Annotated in this window: 17 protein-coding genes; 2 read left to right on the forward strand and 15 right to left on the reverse strand. The window is 41.4% G+C overall.

What is annotated here, in order from left to right; translation table 11 throughout:
- Positions 1-3: 3 nt before the first annotated feature.
- The 7 genes from DWA30_RS08110 to DWA30_RS08140 all read right to left on the reverse strand — a co-directional run bounded on the left by DWA30_RS08110 (position 4) and on the right by DWA30_RS08140 (position 8861).
- Entirely contained in the window at positions 4-366 is a 363-nt protein-coding gene (locus DWA30_RS08110) for a SpoIIAA family protein (protein WP_114492038.1), read from the reverse strand.
- Between the two features lie 124 nt (positions 367-490).
- Complete coding sequence (locus DWA30_RS08115; protein ID WP_114492039.1) at positions 491-853, reverse strand: SpoIIAA family protein; 363 nt, start codon at positions 851-853, stop codon at positions 491-493.
- Positions 854-905: 52 nt separating this feature from the next.
- A complete protein-coding gene (locus tag DWA30_RS08120; RefSeq protein ID WP_114492040.1) occupies positions 906-1088 on the reverse strand; it encodes a CPXCG motif-containing cysteine-rich protein in 183 nt (60 codons plus the stop codon).
- Entirely contained in the window at positions 1088-2407 is a 1320-nt protein-coding gene (locus DWA30_RS08125) for a TolC family protein (RefSeq protein ID WP_114492041.1), read from the reverse strand. The genes DWA30_RS08120 and DWA30_RS08125 overlap by 1 nt, the downstream gene beginning before the upstream one ends.
- Entirely contained in the window at positions 2391-5582 is a 3192-nt protein-coding gene (locus tag DWA30_RS08130) for an efflux RND transporter permease subunit (protein ID WP_114492042.1), read from the reverse strand. The genes DWA30_RS08125 and DWA30_RS08130 overlap by 17 nt, the downstream gene beginning before the upstream one ends.
- Positions 5583-5585: 3 nt before the next feature.
- On the reverse strand, positions 5586-6773 hold the full coding sequence (locus DWA30_RS08135) for an efflux RND transporter periplasmic adaptor subunit (protein ID WP_114492043.1): 1188 nt from the start codon (positions 6771-6773) through the stop codon (positions 5586-5588).
- A 165-nt stretch (positions 6774-6938) separates the two neighbouring features.
- Entirely contained in the window at positions 6939-8861 is a 1923-nt protein-coding gene (locus DWA30_RS08140; protein ID WP_114492044.1) for an ABC-F family ATP-binding cassette domain-containing protein, read from the reverse strand.
- Positions 8862-8918: 57 nt separating this feature from the next.
- Between DWA30_RS08140 and DWA30_RS08145 the strand changes: the two genes are divergently transcribed.
- On the forward strand, positions 8919-9293 hold the full coding sequence (locus tag DWA30_RS08145) for a DUF983 domain-containing protein (protein ID WP_114492104.1): 375 nt from the start codon (positions 8919-8921) through the stop codon (positions 9291-9293).
- A gap of 15 nt (positions 9294-9308) precedes the next feature.
- Here the strand turns inward: DWA30_RS08145 and DWA30_RS08150 are convergent, their stop codons facing one another.
- The 7 genes from DWA30_RS08150 to topA all read right to left on the reverse strand — a co-directional run bounded on the left by DWA30_RS08150 (position 9309) and on the right by topA (position 18838).
- Positions 9309-10349: an NAD(P)/FAD-dependent oxidoreductase gene (locus tag DWA30_RS08150; protein ID WP_114492045.1), complete on the reverse strand. Its 1041-nt coding sequence runs from the start codon at positions 10347-10349 to the stop codon at positions 9309-9311.
- Positions 10350-10447: 98 nt separating this feature from the next.
- A complete protein-coding gene (porN, locus tag DWA30_RS08155) occupies positions 10448-11350 on the reverse strand; it encodes a type IX secretion system ring subunit PorN/GldN (protein ID WP_114492046.1) in 903 nt (300 codons plus the stop codon).
- Between the two features lie 16 nt (positions 11351-11366).
- A complete protein-coding gene (porM, locus tag DWA30_RS08160) occupies positions 11367-12929 on the reverse strand; it encodes a type IX secretion system motor protein PorM/GldM (RefSeq protein ID WP_114492047.1) in 1563 nt (520 codons plus the stop codon).
- 46 nt (positions 12930-12975) lie between these two features.
- Positions 12976-13620 (reverse strand): type IX secretion system motor protein PorL/GldL, encoded by a 645-nt coding sequence (gene porL, locus DWA30_RS08165; protein WP_114492048.1) that lies wholly within the window; start codon positions 13618-13620, stop codon positions 12976-12978.
- 67 nt (positions 13621-13687) lie between these two features.
- Positions 13688-15061, reverse strand: coding sequence for a T9SS ring complex lipoprotein PorK/GldK (gene porK / locus DWA30_RS08170; RefSeq protein WP_114492049.1), 1374 nt, complete (start codon positions 15059-15061; stop codon positions 13688-13690).
- A 115-nt stretch (positions 15062-15176) separates the two neighbouring features.
- Positions 15177-16343 carry a formimidoylglutamase gene (locus DWA30_RS08175; RefSeq protein ID WP_168421757.1) on the reverse strand — a complete coding sequence of 389 codons (1167 nt, stop codon included), beginning with the start codon at positions 16341-16343 and terminating at the stop codon, positions 15177-15179.
- The gene (gene topA / locus DWA30_RS08180; RefSeq protein ID WP_114492051.1) at positions 16340-18838 is read right to left on the reverse strand and encodes a type I DNA topoisomerase; all 2499 of its coding nucleotides are present in this window, start codon (positions 18836-18838) and stop codon (positions 16340-16342) included. The genes DWA30_RS08175 and topA overlap by 4 nt, the downstream gene beginning before the upstream one ends.
- Positions 18839-18978: 140 nt before the next feature.
- On the opposite strand from topA, the gene DWA30_RS08185 reads away from it, so the two are divergent.
- Positions 18979-19605 (forward strand): inorganic diphosphatase, encoded by a 627-nt coding sequence (locus tag DWA30_RS08185; RefSeq protein ID WP_114492052.1) that lies wholly within the window; start codon positions 18979-18981, stop codon positions 19603-19605.
- 3 nt (positions 19606-19608) lie between these two features.
- On the opposite strand, the gene DWA30_RS08190 is transcribed toward DWA30_RS08185, so the two are convergent.
- On the reverse strand, positions 19609-20379 hold the full coding sequence (locus tag DWA30_RS08190; RefSeq protein WP_114492053.1) for a hypothetical protein: 771 nt from the start codon (positions 20377-20379) through the stop codon (positions 19609-19611).
- Positions 20380-20407: the final 28 nt, after the last annotated feature.

Consider the following 20407-nt stretch of genomic DNA (forward strand, 5'->3'; position numbering starts at 1 on the left):
GAGTTAGCGATCCCGCTGTGCAATCCAGTTAATGGCTTTTAATCGGTCCTCGACATCGAAGTTCTTAATATTTGACGATAAAAACAAATTCTCCATCGACGCACATAATTTAATCCACTTTTCATCTGCGACCAAAGCCACTTTATCGAAATCGTCAGTATGTTTTAATTTAAAGATCAGTTCCTTTAGTAATGAAGGCAGGGTAAACTCATCGATACCATTGTACTCTATATACAAGTTAATCTTATCGTGTGTTTGTAGTTTTTCTAAGATCTCTTGATGCAAGCGTTCCACGATTTTATCATCAAAAGTTCCTGTAAGCATAAAGCCCACTGTATCTTCAGAAAATGAAAAACTCGTAAACATCGGACCCAAATTATAAACTTAAAAATAGCAATTCTCCACTACTTCTACAAATAATCATTGTAACAACCCAAACTCATAATATGAGTTTAAAGCCTCTCTTTTAAATACAATAAAAAATAAGTGGCTATCGATCACGCTGGGCAATCCAAGACATCGCATCCATTCTATCCTCAGTATCAAAACTCTTTACAGTGGCCCCTAAGAACATATTTTCTAAAGAACCACACAAATGGATCCATTTACGGTCGGTCACTAACGCCACCTTTCGAAATTTTTTAGAATGTTCTAACTTGAACATCAGTTGAGAAACAATTGCTGGCATCGTAAAACGTTCAATGTCCGCATCTTCCAAGTATAAGTTTATCTTATCGAATTGGGATTGCTTTTCTAAGATTCTCTCATGAAGCTTGTCCATAGCATCCTCATCCATCACCCCCTCGATTAGGAACCCCACGGTATCTTCAGAAAAACTAAAACTGGAAAGCATCTCGCAGTTTGATTAATTAGTGATTACTAAAGATAGTGAAAATTGTAATACGCTATTGTTCAATATTTTCTGCGGAAAAATCGACCAAATCACCTCCTTCAAAACGCGTAGTGATCTTAATGGGGTTGCAACAAACTTCGCAGTCTTCAATATATTGCTGCCCGGAAACAGAAGGATCGAGCATCATTGATATCGTTTCCCAACAATACGGGCATTGAAAATAATGTGGTTCCATTAGATGTCAACATTTAAAAGCTGACCTGTTAATTGTAACAACTCTAGCTCGGCCAATTTAGCCTCGTATTTCGCTAGATTCTTATTAGTTTGAGCGTTTAACAGGTTTATTTGGGCCTGTCGCAGTTCCAAAGAGGTGATCTGCCCTAATTTATAACGTTCGTTCGATCGCTCATAATTATTTCTGGCCGTTTCTACGTTCTGTTCCTGTAACCTGAATATTTGAAGTCTATTCTCGTATGTCCCCCTCGCATTTGCAATATCTCGCCTTACTTCGGAAACGATTTGCTGCTTAACTAACTCCTGATTGGTGTTTTGAATTTTTGCGTTCTTTACCGAAGTGATACCACCTCCCCCGTCAAATAAGTCCCATGTAAGACTCACGCCGGCGTTAAAACCGGTGGTTGTACTAGAAGTAGCAAAACTGGTCGTAGGGAAGTTACCTTCGTTCCATCCGTAACCTCCTGTTAATCCAACACTGGGAAGAAATACGGCTTTACTGGCCTTATAGTTGTATTCGCTAATCTTGATGTTCTGAGACGCCTGCAATAATCGAACGTTGGTGGTATCCACCTGTGCTAAGAAATTTTCAATTTGCAAGGTGCTGGTAAAGCGAACTACCGTGTCTACAGTAAAAGTACGTTCTAGATCTTCGTTAGTAACTACATTCAGATCGCGTTTCGCATTGATCAATTGCTGTTTTGCATTCAATAAATTTATACTGTCGGTCACTATATCCACTTCAGCATTAAGAACCTCCAACTTACTTACCTGGCCATACTCAAAATTGTACTCTGCTCGTGTAAGTCTATTTTTTGTATTCTGAAAGGTCTCCTCTAATACCGAAACATTTTCGGTAAGTCGGGCAACTTCAAAATATACAGAAAATAACTGCAGCAGGGTTACCTCAATGGTTTCCCTCGCCTGAAGCTCAGTAAGTTGATATTCTTCCTGAAGTCGCTTGTAATTGTACAACCTACCTAAGCCGTCGAACAGCGTATAGTTTAGATTAACTGCTGCATTGTACCGAGTCGTTTCGGCATCTTCAACCACATTGACAGTACCATCGCGAAAGGTAACTTCTTGGTCCTCCAGATTATAATTTGCCCCGGCATTTCCGGTAACAGAAGGCAAATACCCGGAATTCAACAGACTCTTATTATTTTCTGAAATTTCTACATTGTTGCGCGCTATAATGATCCCAAAATTTCCCGCCAAGGTCTCTGCAATTGCCTCGCGTTTGGTCAAGACATCTAATTCCTGTCCGTATATAGCGCTTATACTTAAACAAAGTAATAGTATGTTACTTATCTTCTTCATTTCGCTCTTTTATAGCACGTTCAACTTCTTCTTTACCAATCGTCTTACCCGTTGCCAACCAGTGTGCTTTGGTCTTTGCCGAATTGGTCAATGAAAGCAAGAGCGGCAATACCAACAGTGTTAAAAAGGTAGCTATAAAAATACCATAGGCAATAGAAATGGCCATAGGCTTTAAAAACTGTGCCTGTCTGCTTTTCTCAAGTAATAGCGGAGCAATTCCGGCAATCGTGGTAAGTGAGGTTAAAAATATCGCTCTAAAACGAGACTTGCCTGCTTCTATCAAGGCCGTATCGAACGGCATACCATCTCTTAAATAACGATTGAATTTTCCAATTAGAACAAGCCCATCGTTCACCATAATTCCTATCAAGGCTATGATCCCGAGCAACGATAATATATTCACTGGGAAACCATGTAAAAAATGCCCCCAGGCAACTCCAATTATACTAAAGGGTATCATCAACATTAATAATAGCGGCTGACTGTAACTTCTAAATGTGAATGCGATCACGGCATAAATTAAAAATAAGATCACCGGAAACACCTTCTGTGCTGAACTTGTTAGCTTTTCTGCCTCACGATTCTGACCTTCGTACGAAACAGAAACACTAGGGTATTTCGATAGAATTTCCGGGAGGATATTGGTGTCAATATTGGCAATAGCATCGGTAGAGCTGGCATTCGGGTCTTCCAGATCGGCTTCTACTCGAATTTCTCGCAGACCCTCGAGGTGACTAATGGATTCGGTCCCTCTTCTAATACTATAACTCGCAATCTCTCCAAAAGGCACACGATTTCCATCGGGTGTAACAATGCGCATATCGTCCAGATCGTTGATCGATTGGCGATTTACTAGATCATAACGCACCCAAACTCGAATTTCATCTTGTCCGCGTTGAAAACGTTGCGCCTGCAATCCAAAAAATCCTGCACGCACTTGACTCATGACTTCTCTAAGATTGAGTCCGAGCGCATAAGCATTCTCGTTCAGATCTATGGTAATTTCTTTAATTCCTTCAGGATTGGTGTCGGTGACATCTTTCAATTCCGAATTCTCTTCCATCTCGGCCTTCAATTCGTCCTTGGCTTGTTCAAGTTCGTTCAAATTATTTCCGAGGAGTGACACCGAAACCGGTTTTCCTCCAAAATTTCCTCCAGAACCAAAAGTTAATCGCTCTACCCCATATACCTGCCCTGTTTCTTCTCGTATAGCATTGGTAATTTCGGGCGATCCAAAATCACGTTCTTCTCCCGGCAAAAGATTTACTCGTAAGGACGCTTTGTTGTTACCGGGGCCAACTCTTCTCACAATATTCTGGACCACCTGCTTGTTCCCTGTCTGTCTTGCCGTAAAATCCTCATTAACCCGCCAAGCGGCAGCTTCGACCATAGCAATTATACTATCTGTCTTTTGAGGATTGGTTCCTTCAGGCATTAAAAGGTCTATGCTCACTCGGTCACTGGCAATACTGGGAAACAAGGTGACCTTTACAACGCCACCCATGATCGACCCAATAGTTAAAATAAGCAAGGCTGCCAATATCGAAAAACTGAGAAACCGATTCTTTACGGTGAACCGTACTGTAGGTTCGTAGAAATTGTCACGTAAAAATCGCATAAAACGATCGCCATACTCATTAAATTTACGAAGCTTAACAAACAGCTTTGCGATCCCTTTCTTTTCTCTTTTTTCGGCTTCTGTTTCTCGAACCAAGGCCTTCGAATTCGCGATGTGAGCCGGTAAAATGATCAAGGCCTCCACTAAGGAGACGATCAAAGTCAAAATTACTACCGTACTTACCTCTCCAAAGAACTGTCCAATTCGGCTGTCTAAAAACAAAAAAGTTGAAAACGCGAGAACGGTTGTAATAATCGCAGATAATATGGGCGGCATCACCTCGATGGTCCCGTCGATCGCAGCTTGGACCGGTTTTTTTCCTTGCTCGTAATGCTGATAGATATTTTCTGAAATTACGATACCGTCATCCACCAAGATACCAATAACGATAATCATTCCGAAGAGAGACAATACATTAATGGTCACGTCGAACGATCCTGCGAAAATGAACATCCCTAAAAATGCAATGGGTAATCCAAAGGCCACCCAAAAAGCTAGACGTGTGTTCAAAAAGAAGGACAAGAACAGTAGCACCAATAAAATACCAACTGCCCCATTTTCTATGAGCAAATTTGTACGCTGGTTAAGGGTTATACTACGGTCGTCCTCGACGATGATTTCTAGCGTATCGTTCTTTTCGTTGAACTCCTCTACATAATTGCGCACTTTCTCGGCTGCAGAAATTAAATCTTCGTTGTTGGTGGTCGATATATTGACACTTACAGCCACCCGACCGTTTATATAAGATGCATTGGGCGTTTCGGAAAAACGATCACGAATAATGGCGACATCGCTTAAAGTGACCTGACTTCCGTCGGGTTGCGACTTTACGACCAAATTGTTCAGCTCACTTCCGTAGTAAGAACGATTATCGGCTCTAATAAGAAAGTCTTCTTCTTGGGTCTTAATACTTCCTCCGGTAGTAAGGATATTGGCTTGGGAGACGGCCTGTGCTACTTCTGTAAACGTAAGGTTGTAAGCAAGCAGATCATTTTCGTTAACGGCTATTTCAATTTCCTCATCCGGAAATCCGGAAAGTTCGATCTGCGACAGCCCGTCCATGGCTCTAAGATCGTATTCTACTTGCCTGGAGATCTGCTTGAGTGTTGCGAGATCCACACCTTCACCACTAATAAAAAAATCGAAGGTTTCTCGAATATTTTCTTGCTTGGCAACCACCAAAGGCTCCATCCCGGTGGGGAAGTTGGGCACACGATCTACCGCGTTCTTTACTTCGGAAAGCATCACGTCTATATCTTCATCAGATTCGATTTCCACCGTAATACTTCCTCCATTTTCTCTAGATACCGAAGTGACCCGGTCTACGCCTACCAAGCCTTTTAAATTATCTTCAATTTTAAGCACGATCCCTTCTTCTATTTCTTCGGGAGCGGCTCCGGGATAGGAAATGTTGATGGTAATTATTTCAGATTCGATCAACGGAAAAAAAGAAGACTGCATTCGCAGCAAGCCAACAATCCCAAAAATGATAAAGGCAATTATCATTACATTGACTGCAACGTGGTATTTAATAAAGTAACTTATAACACTTCGCATGGACTATTGGTTTTCCGTAGTTGTAGAAGAAGGTGACGTGGTGTTCGATGATTCCTGCTTAGTAGGATCGGTTGTAGTTCCGGACGCATTTGCGATCTTTACCAACATACCGTCGTAAGCACCAGAAACAGTCCTTGATAAGATAACTTCACCGTTGGGCACACCTTTTATCACTGCTTTTTTATCAGAAAAATAGACAGGGTCTACTGCCAAGGTTCTTAGGGTACTATCTTTTACAACAAATATCTCGTTGCGGTCGTTCACAAGACTTCGATCGATCAATATGGCGTTCGTCTCTTCTTTAGCCGCAAGATCGGCTTGCAAATACATTCCCTCTTTTAATGAGGCATCGGTAACTTCTATAAAAACACTTACGGTTTGTGTCGCTTGATCGATCCTGGCATTTACACGGCTCACACTACCTTGATAGGTTTCAGTACCCTTGTTATTGGTCAACTGTACCTTCTCGCCCACCTCCAATAGATCGGCGTACTCCTTTGCTAATGCCACTTGCAGCTCATACACTTCCGGGTCGATAAACTCACCTAGTTTTTGCCCATTCCGAATTAAGGTTCCCTCGGTGACCAATGCTTCGGTCAACACTCCGTCGAAAGGTGCCACAATGCGATACTTGACTAATCGTTGTTCTAAATTCTTAATATTAAAATATGCGGTGTTAATGCCCCTTCCATTTATAAAAAATCGCTCCTTTTCGGAAGTCGCTTCCGGAAGTGGTGGTACCGTGCTGTTAATATCGAACGAATTGAGGTATTCTTGCCATTTTGGAAACACTTCAGGGTAATCCAACCGTAGATCGGGCATGATCGCAATGATCTGATTGTACAAATCACTTTTAGCCGATTGCACCGTGGCGGCATATTCCTGGGCATCTATTTTTATAAGGGTTTGTCCTTTACGATAGCGCTGTCCCGTTTTAAAAGGCTCCGAACTATAGCGAAACACTCCTTGAACTTCCGCAAAGAGTTCAACACGTTGTTTGGCAACTAAATTACCACTGGCCGGAATAGTAATCGGGACTGTTGTGTTTTGAACGGTATCTACAAATACAGTTTTTACCGTCTTTTGTATTTTTGTTTCGGGTTGCTCTTTGCTGTCTATTATAGCGCGTGCTCCAAAAAAAGCACCCACCAACAATAGCGCTGCAAGCACATAAAGTATTACTTTTCGCATCGTATTGGTTGTAAAAACTTAGACTGCCAAAATTAAGGTGCGTTTAATCGAGAACCGTTAATTTTATCTTAAAAATAAAGCTGTAACAGTGTATTGCTCAAAGTAACCATCGAAGGTAATCCTAACGTAAAAATAAAAATCTAGAACGCTCTTAAAAAGTTCAAACTAGCTTATACGTTCAATTTTTTCTGAAGTATGCTCCCAGTCTTTCATAAGATCTTCCAATTCTTGTTTTTTGGCATTGTAGGAGTCGAAAAAATTAGGTTGTGCGATGGTCTCATCGTAGTTGATAGAAAGTTCGACATCGATCGCCTTGATCTCACGTTCTAGCTTACCTATTGAAGTTTCTATTTTACTAAGCTTATTGGTGAGCGATTTTATTTTTTTCTGATCCTCATACGATTGTTTCCCGGAGGTTTCATTTTTCTTTGCTTCGGAAGTTTTTGCGGCTACAGTTCGCTTTTCTGCCTCTCGTAAACTTTGAAGGTTTCGCTGTTCCAAGAAATAATCGATATCTCCTAAATATTCCTTGATCTTTCGGTCTTTAAACTCGTACACCTTATTGCTTAATCCTTGTAAAAAGTCACGGTCGTGAGAGACCAGAATCAAGGTACCTTCAAAGCGCTTTAATGCATCTTTTAGGACATTCTTCGATTTAATATCCAAGTGGTTGGTGGGCTCATCCATGACCAGCACATTAAAGGGCTGCAACAGTAATTTTGCCAAGGCCAAACGGTTTCGCTCGCCTCCTGAAAGTACGCGAACATATTTATCGACCTCTTCGCCTCGAAACAAAAAAGCCCCTAGAATATCTCGAACTCTCGGCCGTGTTTTCGCATCGGCTGCATCCAGCATGGTATCCTCAACCGTTTTAGAACCGTCTAGATAATCGGCCTGGTTTTGCGCAAAATAACCAATCTCTACATTATGCCCTAGCGTTAATTTGCCTTGATGCTCGATCTCACCAACAATGATCTTTGCCAAGGTCGACTTCCCTTGACCATTCTGTCCCACAAAGGCGATCTTACTTTCTCGGTCTACTCGTAAATTAACATCTTGCAACACGTGATTATCGCCATAGCTCTTCGAGACCTTTTCGGCTTCGATCACCACTTTTCCGGGCACTACCGAAACGGGAAAGTGCAACGACATTACACTGTTGTCATCCTCATCCACTTCAATGCGATCTATCTTGTCCAGCTTTTTAATGAGCGACTGGGCCATACTCGCTTTACTTGCCTTGGCTCTAAATTTTTCAATTAGCTTTTCGGTTTGTTCGATCTGCTTTTGTTGGTTTTTTTGAGAAGCCAATTGCTGCTCACGCAATTCACGTCGTTGGACCAAATATTTAGAATACGGTTTGTTGTAATCGTATATTTTTCCGAGGGAAATCTCAATAGTACGATTGGTCACATGATCTAAGAACATCTTATCGTGAGACACCACCACAACCGCGCCGGCATAATTTTGAAGAAACTCTTCCAACCATAAGATCGACTCGATGTCTAAGTGATTGGTAGGCTCATCCAGCAAGAGAATATCATTGTTTTGCAAGAGTAGTTTTGCCAATTCAATTCGCATGCGCCAACCTCCCGAAAAAGTATCGGTCGACATATTAAAATCTTCTCGCTTGAACCCTAACCCCTGCAATATGCGTTCGGTCTCACCTTGATAATTATACCCTCCTAAGATCTCGTATTGATGTTGTATATCGTTAAGATCGATCATTAACTGATTATAACCTTCGCTCTCGTAATCGGTACGCTCTGCCAATTGAGTGTTGATCTCTTCAAGTCGGTGCTCCAGTTTTTTGATCTCTGTAAACGCCTCATAGGCTTCTTCTAAGACCGTTCTGCCTTTTACAAAATCGATATCTTGCTTTAAGAAACCTATAGAAACTTCCTTATCGGTCGCGATCTGCCCTTCGTCGTATTCTTGTTCGCCGGCAATGATCTTAAGCAAAGTAGATTTGCCCGCTCCGTTCTTTCCAACAAGTCCGACGCGCGTTCCTCCGCCCAATTGGAACGTAATTTTTTCGAAGAGATATTCCCCTTGAAAGGAGACAGAAAGATTATGAATATTTAGCATGGTCTAGGCAGAAAATTTTTGCAAAGATGCCTAAATTTGTGGAGCAAAAAAAATGCGATGAAAGGAAGTAAGCTCTATAGTATTTTTACCAGTACCTGCCCTGTTTGCCATAGTGCCGGAATGTATAAGAATTCGAATCCGTACCAACTTTCTGAGACCTTGAAAATGCATGAGCGCTGCCCTAACTGCGACACCAAATTCAAGATTGAACCGTCCTTCTTTTACGGGGCCATGTACGTAAGTTATCCGGTGGGAATCGCGTTTGCCTTTGCCGCTTTTGTGATCTCTTATTGGATGCTGAACTTTTCTTTGCTTAGCACTTTTCTAATTATCATCGCCGTGATGATCCTATGCTTGCCTATAATCACACGACTTGCCAGAAATATTTGGATCAATTTCTTTTTTAAGTTCGATAAGAGTAAGGTTAGTTAAGAAGCTACTTTAAACTTAGTAAAATCTACGGATATCGATTTCTTCGGAAAGGGTTTCGTTATGCTCAATATGGCGGTACAATTGTTCTGCCAAGGTTGGGGCGTTCATGATGCCTCTTGTTCCCAACCCATTGAAAAAGTACATTCCCGGTGTAGCTGCCAAGGATCCCAACAACGGTTTTCTATCGGGTGTGGTTGGTCGTACGCCGGCGATTTGCTCAACTACTGTAAAATCACAGTCGATCATAGCTTGTAATTTAGCTACGATCTCTTCTTTGGCTTCCTGTGTTGGATGGGTTGACAGATCATCCCGGCTATAGGTCGCTCCCACTTTGTAGTTGTTATTTCCTAATGGTATCACGAACATAGGACCTTTTAAGATAACGTCTAGATCTAATTGGGGCGCGTGAACAATCAAATATTCTCCTTTGTTAGGTATTAAGTATTGCTTCGGAAAGTACGGATTTAAATGTGCGGCAGCGCCTTCAGAAAAAATAATTCGGTGGGCCTTGATATCTTTATACTGAAAGCTTCCGTCTTGTGTTTGAAGCAATTCGTATTGAAATGTTTCAGTTCGCAATGCTTTTTTTTGGGTTAGGTACCGCTTGTAAGCAGCAAGCAGTTTTGAAGGGTCAATTTTGCCACTTCCCAGGACCTTTCCGAAGCCAAAAGGAGCTTTTACATTTCTGAAAGTGTTAGGTACAACTTCCGAAGCCAAAAAACGAGATAACTCTTGTTTATCGCTGGCCACCATCCAATCGTTCTGTTCTTCTATACTTTTAAAGATGCGATAGACCGGCACGGAGCGAAGCAATGATGTTTCAAGCTTTTTTTCAAGTTCGGAATAGCGACCAACGGCAGCATCTATGTGTTTAGAGGCATTCCAAGCTGCTGTAAAGCGTTTTAAGACCACAGGGTTGTAGACACCCCCAGAAACCTTTGTTGCAGCCACACCGTCGTTATCGATCGCTATAAAACGCTTTTTATGCGCTTCCAGCTGTTCGCAGAAGTGAAGCCCGGCAATTCCGAGGCCAACAATAAGATAATCGGTTGTCATACGGCACAAAGATAGTGGGAAGGTTTCGACCTGGAAACGGTATGAACTAAAAAATCCTCCTGATATAGGAGGATTTTTATTGGATTATTTTAAAACAATTAGTAGTTCCAGAGATCCATTTCAATATTACGGATCTGTTCTTTGATTCTGTCTGACTCTAACAATTGCATTAAAGCGTTGTCGTTTATGTATTCGTTTACAGCACGGTCGCCTTGTACGTTGTCTTCCTTGTATACCACCCCGTGGAAACGTCTTGAGTTCAACAAGTGATCGAATGAGATAGGTTGGGAGGTGTTCTTGCGGTTAAACGCTTTTGCATTGTGCAATACCTCCCGTGCACCCGGGAACCATACCCAGAACAATTCAACTTTAGAATCGATATTATCGTCTGGGAATGCCTTAGAGCGAGCTTCGTTCGCCACAGGGCAGAGTCCGAGAAGACGATACTTCAATTCACCTTGACGTTTGTCCAGGTACCAAATACCTCTTACGCGCCATTCTTCGATATCACCGGCATCTAAGTTAAACTTTCTAATGTACTGTGGATCTACGGTACCTTCGGCATTTAATTGCTCGATACCAAGGTCGGTTGTATCACTATATACCAATGATGCAGACAGGTCGTCTAATGTACGCTTCTCTGTAAAGTAAGAATCGGCATACACATGTTCAATAGTTCCGTTTTGGATATTAGTAACCAAAACATCGTAAAGCGAACGACGAGTTGAACCAATGTTGTTGGTGTCGATAGGGTAATACAATGGGAAGTTTACACGCTCATCCAGATCGATGATCTCCCATGTAGTTTTAGACCACAACACATCACGCTCATCCGTATACCCGTAAGGTAGCGGCTCATCATTGTCGTAGGCAATTTGGGCTTCAGTCTTTTTGCCTATCTCCTCAGGGGTCTTGGCGTTTAGGACATTCAATTGTGCTTGCGCACCGAATGATCCTAACAACAGACCAACACCACATAAAACAACATTTCTCAAATTCATAAATTAGGTTTTAATCTTAATTTGTTAACTCAATAATTACAGGAGAAGTTTTCTTAAGTATTACATTACTTCCCTGTACTTTGGCATTAATATCGAAGATCTGCACAGCATCTCCTCGACCTGCTCTACGCAATGCACCTTTAGCTGCATTGTCTAATCGTGTACCATTTACACGCACAGTTGGTTGTCCTGACACTTTAAAGCTAAATCCGGTAACATTTAGATTCACATCAAAGTCGAAATCAGGTAACACGGCGCTTACGGTTGAAATTTCAAGACCTTGGCGCTGCATTCTTACAATTCCGGTTTCCCCACGAATGGCTCCTACCGGTGCAGGAATATCCTTGATACGGAAAACAGCCGGTGTGCTAATATTTTGTCCATCAGGCAATGTACCGCTTGCGGTAATAGTTACCTCACGACCCGTTCCGGGGCGCATTACATACTTACTACCAGAGACTTGACTTAGCCCTGTTGCTCGTGCACTCACCTTGTTATCAGGAATTCCAGGGATAGACACTGTCATTGGGTTATCAACTCCACGGTATACCACGTTCATCTTGTCTGCAGAGATCACAGCAGAATTTGGTTTAGAAATTGTTGAGAACCCTGTACTTACAGGTATTTCAACTTCCTCTCCATCCTGTAAGAAAATTAAATTTCCTTCAATTTTATGGTCACCAGGACTTCCAGCATTTATGTTCAATTTTACTTTACCACTTTCTATGGTGTACTGATCTTCGGTTAACGGTCTTCCGTCTAACGTTAACTCAACACGATTAGGTCGTGTATTAGGATCTTTACGCCCTAGTACAATTCCACCTTCAAAAGGCTCTCCTGAATAGTACGCCGATTTAGACGCTTCTAATAAAGTATTGTATTGTGTAAAAGACAGTGCAGCAGCTTGTTGACCTGCTAACATTGTAGACAGAATTTCACTTTCGGTTGTTTTAACATCGTTTTGCATCTGTGTCATCTTTGTTCTAGATGCCACCAATGGAAAACCTTCAAAGTGATAATTCAACCAAGGCACTTCAACACCATCACGACGCGTTTCAGGCTGAGTTTCAAACTTGGATTGAACGTCTGCGGCAATATTTTGAAATCTTGGATCATCCCCAATAATTTCTAATACACCTTCACGATACGTATCAATCTTAGCTACAAACTCTTTTCCTTCCGGCGATAAATTATCACCTTGGAAGAAAGTTCGATCTAGATAATCGGGCTTATCCTGAACTTCGTAATCTGTTTTTTCATCTTCCTTTACAGTCGCCATCATATCGCTTTTTATATTGGCGATATAACTACTGAATTCGGTAGATAGCTGACTAATTTGATCAGCTTTTTGCTTGACATCTCCGTACTGTTCAGGTTGTTCGGCTGCTTTTGTAGCAAGACTTTCCATGAACGCTTCGTTTCGCGCTTCGGTTGCCGTGTTAGATTCTGATAATCTCTCATTTAAAAGTCCGAAAGCCGATAAGACTTCCTTAGACATATTTAGTGCCAGCATCGCGATGAAAACCAAATACATTAGGTTAATCATCTTTTGTCTGGGGGATAAACTTCCTTTAGCCATGTTCTTTTAGTTTTTTTGTGTTTATAAAAGTGTGTCTAATAGGAAATTAGTTTCTGTTCATTGCAGATAGCATACCTCCGTAAACTCCATTCAATGAAGAAAGGTTGGTTGCCAAGTGCTCCATTTGCTGTTTAAGTTGTTCTGCATTTTCAGCAACGCGCTCGTTCACTTCCGTTTGACGGCTAGTAGATTCTACTTGTACTTTATATAAGCTGTTCAATGATTCCATTTGTGCAGCCGCTAGTGCCATTTCTTCGCTATATTTCTTGGTAGAGTTCATAGCTTCGGCAGTAGGTGCCATTCCTTTTGCAGCTCCTTCGAAAGAACGGATGCTTGTGCTAAGGCTGTTCATTAATTCTGAATCGATACGAGCATCTTTTAGCATCTCGTCTAATTTCTTAGAAAGTAATCCTTCTGCATCTTTAGGTTGCTCGGCTTTTTTACCTTTAGAAGCTCCACCTGCCAACTCTGGGTATACCAATGACCAATCCAAGTCGTCATCTACCGGCTCGAATGCAGATATCGCGAAAATGATAGCTTCGGTAATAAGACCGATGGCCAATAACAATCCTCCGTTTAGGGGACCTAATTCCCAGTGAAGGATTTTAAATAAGGCTCCTAAAATTACGATAGAAGCTCCAAGCCCGTAGGCCATATTAAATAATTTCTTTGATGATCTTGATTGTGCCATAATACAATAATTTAGTTTAGTTAAGTTTAATTTAGGTTGCGTTTATGCGCTATTTTTTCTGAAGGGTTTATCGGGCGTCACCGAACTTTTCGTTCAATACTACGTCGGTTCCCATATAATCCTGTACGGTTCTAAAGCCAATATAGCTTCTGGCAGAATCTGCATACTCGTAGTCACGAGTACTCACCTGAAGAAAATAAGCAACGTCTTTCCAAGAACCTCCACGAACTACTTTACGCATATTGGTATCGTCGTTTACGTTCGGGTTCATCGTAGAAGTATATTCATAAGATGCTGGATCGTAGGATGAGTCTACCCACTCACTTACGTTTCCGGCCATATTATACAAGTTATAGTCATTGGGCTCGTATGCATCGGCCTCTACAGTGTATAGGGCTTGATCTGCAGCATAGTCACCACGTAATGGCTTAAAGTTCGCTAAGAAACAACCACGGTCATTCTTAGCGTAAGGACCACCCCAAGGATAGGTAGCAGATTCGAGACCACCACGCGCTGCATATTCCCATTCGGCCTCTCCAGGAAGTCTGAATGAATTTACATGCTGACGTCTTCTCGACTTCTGGTACGCATTCTTGTAAAGGGTTCTCCATGCACAAAAAGCTTTCGCTTGCTTCCAACTAACCCCAACTACCGGGTAATCACCATAGGCTTCATGCCAGAAGTAATCATTGTGCATTGGTTCATTATACGAATAATTAAAATCCTTGATCCAAACGGTAGTGTCGGGATAGATATTAACTTCTTCTTTCTTTATAAAGTCTTTTCTTCGCTTAGATTTGTCACGCGCAGCAGCTTGAATGTCCATATAAGTGTACTGGAACTTCAATTTTTCTACGTCGATGGTACGTTGCCCGTTATACGCCTCTTCGGCAGGGATGTACATGGTATCCATTACTTCAGAATAGTATTCATCGGGATATTCAGAAGTGTCCCAAATTAGGTCCACATCGTTATTGATCTTTCTACCGGCGTAGAAATCTTCTCCCATTCCGAAGTAGTTATCGTACATATACTGTTCGTATGGGGTCATTTCTTCGTTCTCCTGATCCACAAAGGCAAATTCGCCAATACCACCGTCTCCCGGTGTAGCTCCTACTTCGTCGGCAAGGATCGCAAGTTTTAATCGTACGGTAGAGTCCCGCACCCAATTTACAAACTGACGGTATTCAGCATTGGTAATTTCGGTCTCGTCCATATAGAAGGAACGAACCGTAACAGTTTTTGTTGGCGCATCGTTGACGGCAACAAAATCGTCGTCAGATTTACCCATGATGAAAGCCCCACCCGGTACAAGTGTCATACCATAAGGCTTTTCAGGATACCATTTCTTACCTTTTGCTCCTACCAATTCACCTCTGTCTCCAGAGTTACAACTGAACAAAAAGGCAACAATCGCAGTTAATGCAATAAACTTCTTCATAGGTATTTAGGTTAAATTTTCGAGATTCAAGGGCGTAAACCTATTTATAAAATTTTAAAAAAACAACAATTTTCTTAAAAAACCCTTAAACCTTGGTTTTACTTAGTTCGTTTGATTATACTTCGTTTTTCCGGCGGGCTTTGTACCACCGTTCAGGAATTTCCTGATTTGTCGCACCCAAATATTCGCCATAAGTGCAAGGTAATAACGTTCGTCTTTTTAATTTATTATTAACATTTGAAATAAAAGGCAATTCTATCCACCATCTTCCGGTTTTATTGCTCTTTTTAAACACTAATATTTCATCTTCTACCGGCACTTGGTAGGTAGTATAGAGTTCTTCATTATCAAAATCTTCATCGGCAACCCTAAAATTCACGCCTTCTACAAAATACCACAGCACCTGAGCAACCAACATTGCTGCACTCTTCACCTCGCTAAAATCTCTTAATTCGTAGATCCCAAACGAGCTCACTCTGTTACTTATACCCGCATAACGTGCTATAGCACATATCTCTCTTCCATCGAAGCCATTTGGACTTTCATTATTTCTATAACTGATTTCTGAGCTTTTTATTGCTGAAATGTCCAACGCCACTATATCTGCATTACGCAAAATAGGCTCCGTCACCGAAATATCGGCCGTGACCTCTCCCAAGCGATAGGCATCGAAGTACAGTTTGTCCATTAATGAAATTTCCTGTGGCGCATTAAAGAATGACTGGTACCCAAGTGTACTATAATTAAACAGGTTATAAGGCTTGTCTACGATTATCTTTCCAACGTACGACTTATTCGTAATGGGTTTCTCGGCATCCCCCAGATCGAAACGGGTGTCAACATTTACCAAATTCACCATCTTCTCCATCGAGTCGTAGGCACGGTATTGTGCATATAACAGATCTTGACTACCGCCTAATATAAGTGGAATTATGTTTTTACGCAGCAACGCATCGGTAACGGTTTTGAATGCAAAATAGGTGTCTTCTACAGTTTCTCCCGGTTCAATATCACCAAGATCTACAATACGATGCGACCAGTTTCCGGGATATAATGCATACAACGCTTTTCGAAATGCATCGAAAGAGAGCGTGTCACCTATATAATTAACATCGTTCCTATTTTCACGTACGCCTAAGAGGGCAAATTTTACGCCTTTTAGATCTGGCAGATCACCAGCCGTGTTGTGGATCTCAATTTGTTTTCCTAATACGCCAGCCGGCAGCACCTCCTTATGGGCAAGTACCGATTTGGCAACCGGGGACAGAAATTCAATCATTATTTTTTCTTAGCAGTCGATTTTTTTTTACGGGTCGTTTTTTTCTTTGGCCCTTTTTTGGCAAGCAGGTCTTTGGCATCTTCTAAGGTAATCTTATCGGCTTTTGTGCTCTTAGGCAATTCTACTTTTGTTTTACCTTTAATAAGATTAAATCTTCCCCAACGTGCTTTCTCTAATCGTATTCCTTCTTCGGGCCATTCGTTGATCAATTTATCGATCTCCTTTTGCTTTTTAAGTTCGATCAATTCTTCAATGTCTTCTTCGGAAAGATTATCGAAATCATATTTCTTGTTCACATTAATAAACATATTGTTCCACTTAATAAATGGACCAAATCTACCTTTCCCTTTTTGAACCGGCAATCCTTCATACATATATATAGGTGCATCGGCTTTTTTCTTTGCTTCTATCAACTCTTTGGCATATGCCATATCAACGTCTAATGGGTCCATCCCTTTTGGAAGGGAGATAAATTTCTTTCCGAAGCGAACATAAGGCCCATAACGTCCATTGTTCACCTCAACTTCTTCGTTGTCGTATACGCCTAATGTCTTCGGAAGCTTGAACAGGTCCATTACTTCCTCATAGGTTACTAAATGCAATTGCTGGTCGGGACGTAAGCTCGCAAACTTCTTCTCTTCATCTTCGGGCGCTCCTATTTGTGCCATAGGTCCATACTTTCCTAATCGCACTAAGACCGGTTTTCCTGTTTCAGGATCTTCACCTAAAATACGTTCGCCACTTTCGCGATCGGCATTTTCTTGCACATCTTCCACACGCGGATGAAACTTTGCGTAGAAGTCTTTCATCATCTGTGTCCACTCCTCTTTCCCTTCTGCTATATCATCAAAATCGGCCTCAACTTTAGCGGTAAAGTTGTAATCTAGAATATTCTCGAAATGATCCACTAAAAAATCGTTCACAATAAGTCCGATGTCGGTAGGCACCAACTTCCCTTTATCACTTCCAACGGTTTCGGTGAGTTCTTTTTCTTTTAGTGAGCCTCCATCTAAGGTCATTTGCAAATACGATCGCTCGGTACCTTCAACAGTACCTTTTTCAACATAGTTCCTATTTATAATGGTAGAAATAGTTGGTGCATAGGTAGATGGTCGCCCAATGCCTAATTCTTCCAATTGTTTTACCAGCGAAGCTTCTGTATATCGATACGGCGGACGCGTAAAACGTTGGGTTGCGGTTATGTATTCGTTCGATAAAGTATCGTTCTTCTTCAAATTTGGCAGCATTCCGTCTTGTTCTTCATCTTCAAAATCGGTTCCTTCCAAATACACTTTTAAGAAACCATCGAACTTTATCATTTCTCCGTTGGCTGTAAATTGTTCGGCAAGAGTTTCCGAAGCATGTATTCCAATCTTTACATTGGTGCGTTCTAATTGTGCATCACTCATTTGTGATGCGAGGGTCCGTTTCCAAATAAGGTCATACAATCGCGCTTGGTCCCTATCGCCTTCTATGGTATGAACAGACATATCGGTAGGTCGTATTGCCTCATGGGCTTCTTGGGCTCCTTTCGACTTGCCTTTATAGTTTCTTGGTTTGCTATACGAAGCGCCGTACGAAGATTCGATCTCTTTTTGAGCAGCCGCTTTGGCGTCGTTCGACAGGTTTACACTGTCGGTTCTCATATAGGTAATACGTCCCGCCTCATACAAGCGTTGTGCAATGGTCATGGTTTTTCCTACGGAAAAATACAACTTACGTGAAGCTTCCTGCTGTAAGGTAGAGGTTGTAAATGGCGGAGCGGGTGATTTTTTAGCCGGTTTTTTAGTTAGGTCGGCAATCGTATAAGAAGCTCCTATATTCTTTTGAAGGAATTCACGTGCTGCTTCCTCGGTATCAAAATTCTTAGGTAGTTTGGCTTTAAATTTACTGCCGTCGGCAGTGGTAAACTCGGCATCGATACGATATGAGCCAACCGGTGTAAAGGCCTCTATGTCTCTTTCGCGTTCTACAATAAGTCGAACCGCCACACTTTGCACACGTCCGGCAGAAAGCCCTCCTTTTACTTTTCGCCACAAGACCGGAGATAGTTCGTAGCCCACCAAACGGTCTAAAACACGTCTGGCCTGCTGCGCATTTACCAAATTATAATCGATCTTACGCGGATTCTCAATTGCTTTTAATATTGCCGACTTGGTGATCTCGTGGAAAACGATACGTTTGGTCTTTTCTTCATCCAGATCCAATTCCTCGGCCAAGTGCCAAGCAATGGCCTCTCCTTCTCTATCTTCATCACTCGCCAGCCATACAGTATCTGCTTTTTTAGAAAGTTGTTTGAGCTCTTTTACCAAGCTTTTCTTATCGGAGGACACAGTATATTTAGGGGTAAAATCACCCTCAACATCAACACCCAACTCCTTAGAAGGCAGATCGGCTATATGCCCAAAGCTAGATGCAACCTTGAAATCTTTTCCTAGAAATTTTTCAATGGTTTTTGCCTTCGCAGGTGACTCCACTATCACTAAATTCTTTGCCATATTCGATTTTGTTTGGGCTACAAAAGTATGTGATTTTTTTTATACTGAATTTCAAACCCTAAAATTTAAGCTTCTGTTAACTATATAATTTATGAAATATCAGGAAATTACAGTACCTATATTTTTAGCGCATCTCATCCATGAAACATTTTTTTGCTTTTCTGAAACATAAGGGTTGGGCAATAACGTTGTTCCTGCTATGCGCAGTTCTATTTCAAAGTTGTAGTTCTATAGCCGATTATCCCACCTACGCTAAAAAGAATACCATCGTGCACGTGGTGGTTGAAATTCCCGCAGGCACTAACAAAAAGATAGAATACAACGCTGCTTCAAATAGTTTTAAAGCACCACTACTAGATGGAAAGCAGCGAAGTATCGCTTATCTGCCATATATTGGAAACTACGGATTTATTCCCGGTACCTTTTCAAATCCTCGAACGGGAGGTGACGGCGACGCCTTAGATGCACTTGTATTATGTGAACGGCTGTATAGTGGTTCGGTAGTGACGGCAAAACCTATAGGTATTTTGAAACTTACAGATAATGGAGAACGTGATTATAAGGTGATCTGTATTCCTTCCGAAGAAAAATTACAAACCATTACAGCGAATTCTTTTCTCGAGCTTTCAGAAAAATATCCCGGAATGCTTCAAATAATCGAACTTTGGTTTACAAATTACAATCCGTTAGACCCTGTCGAAATTATTGGATGGGGCGACGAAACCGAAGCCCTTTCAGAAATAAACAAGGCGCTAAGCGAAAAATAGATCTTAACCCTGATTCAAGTCTGTTGGCACTGTATCGTTCTCGAATCCTATGGTGTCTTTATATAGGTAATACATAGGTATATGCACGAAAAATGCGGTAACAAAAACGCCAATAAAACAAACCAATATTCCTAATTGAGCAATAATGGACGACAAAATGATCAGTCCGAAAATGATAAGCCAAAACCGATTCCCTAATTTGAAACTGGCACGAATAATTGCTCCTGCCGACAACTTTTTATTGAACGCAAAAATAGGTGCGATCAATTGTAAGGGAACCATTACATAAAAAATGGGGAGGTAACATAGCAGGGCGGCCGCTAATGCGATCCCCATAGTAGCCAAAGACAATAACAACATTTTTCCAAAATAGGATCTCATATAAGTAAAATAACCCCCAACTTCTATAGGTTGCCCGGTATCTTCACGTTGACATACCTTATAAAAATGAGCAGTGATAGCCAAACTCACGACTTGCATTAAAAATGTGACCAAAAAGATCACAATTATATACACTACGATCAACACAGGCGAAAAATCCAGTTCCGGCTCGTAATAATGCCCATTGATCGAGGCGTCTATCATTTCGATATACATTGGTGCAAAGGGCGCATAAACCAAAATGATAATAGGAATTGCAACTGCTATGGTGATCAACCCATGTTTAAGACATTCTTGCCAAACTTTCTTAAACAATTCGAAGCTACGGGTAAGGATGTCGCCAAAATCGGGTTTTGGCGCATTTGCGATCTTTCTAAAAAGGGTTGGTTCCATCAAGGTGGTTTTTTGCGGTTATTACTTC

Source organism: Candidatus Ulvibacter alkanivorans (assembly GCF_003333325.1).
Lineage (GTDB): Bacteria > Bacteroidota > Bacteroidia > Flavobacteriales > Flavobacteriaceae > Ulvibacter_A > Ulvibacter_A alkanivorans.

Bases quoted from the DNA above. Each gene is read 5' to 3' on its own strand.
- DWA30_RS08110 (WP_114492038.1), bottom strand. From the start codon at position 366: ATGTTTACGAGTTTTTCATTTTCTGAAGATACAGTGGGCTTTATGCTT.
- DWA30_RS08115 (WP_114492039.1), bottom strand. From the start codon at position 853: ATGCTTTCCAGTTTTAGTTTTTCTGAAGATACCGTGGGGTTCCTAATC.
- DWA30_RS08120 (WP_114492040.1), bottom strand. From the start codon at position 1,088: ATGGAACCACATTATTTTCAATGCCCGTATTGTTGGGAAACGATATCA.
- DWA30_RS08125 (WP_114492041.1), bottom strand. From the start codon at position 2,407: ATGAAGAAGATAAGTAACATACTATTACTTTGTTTAAGTATAAGCGCT.
- DWA30_RS08130 (WP_114492042.1), bottom strand. From the start codon at position 5,582: ATGCGAAGTGTTATAAGTTACTTTATTAAATACCACGTTGCAGTCAAT.
- DWA30_RS08135 (WP_114492043.1), bottom strand. From the start codon at position 6,773: ATGCGAAAAGTAATACTTTATGTGCTTGCAGCGCTATTGTTGGTGGGT.
- DWA30_RS08140 (WP_114492044.1), bottom strand. From the start codon at position 8,861: ATGCTAAATATTCATAATCTTTCTGTCTCCTTTCAAGGGGAATATCTC.
- DWA30_RS08145 (WP_114492104.1), top strand. From the start codon at position 8,919: ATGAAAGGAAGTAAGCTCTATAGTATTTTTACCAGTACCTGCCCTGTT.
- DWA30_RS08150 (WP_114492045.1), bottom strand. From the start codon at position 10,349: ATGACAACCGATTATCTTATTGTTGGCCTCGGAATTGCCGGGCTTCAC.
- porN (WP_114492046.1), bottom strand. From the start codon at position 11,350: ATGAATTTGAGAAATGTTGTTTTATGTGGTGTTGGTCTGTTGTTAGGA.
- porM (WP_114492047.1), bottom strand. From the start codon at position 12,929: ATGGCTAAAGGAAGTTTATCCCCCAGACAAAAGATGATTAACCTAATG.
- porL (WP_114492048.1), bottom strand. From the start codon at position 13,620: ATGGCACAATCAAGATCATCAAAGAAATTATTTAATATGGCCTACGGG.
- porK (WP_114492049.1), bottom strand. From the start codon at position 15,061: ATGAAGAAGTTTATTGCATTAACTGCGATTGTTGCCTTTTTGTTCAGT.
- topA (WP_114492051.1), bottom strand. From the start codon at position 18,838: ATGGCAAAGAATTTAGTGATAGTGGAGTCACCTGCGAAGGCAAAAACC.
- DWA30_RS08185 (WP_114492052.1), top strand. From the start codon at position 18,979: ATGAAACATTTTTTTGCTTTTCTGAAACATAAGGGTTGGGCAATAACG.
- DWA30_RS08190 (WP_114492053.1), bottom strand. From the start codon at position 20,379: ATGGAACCAACCCTTTTTAGAAAGATCGCAAATGCGCCAAAACCCGAT.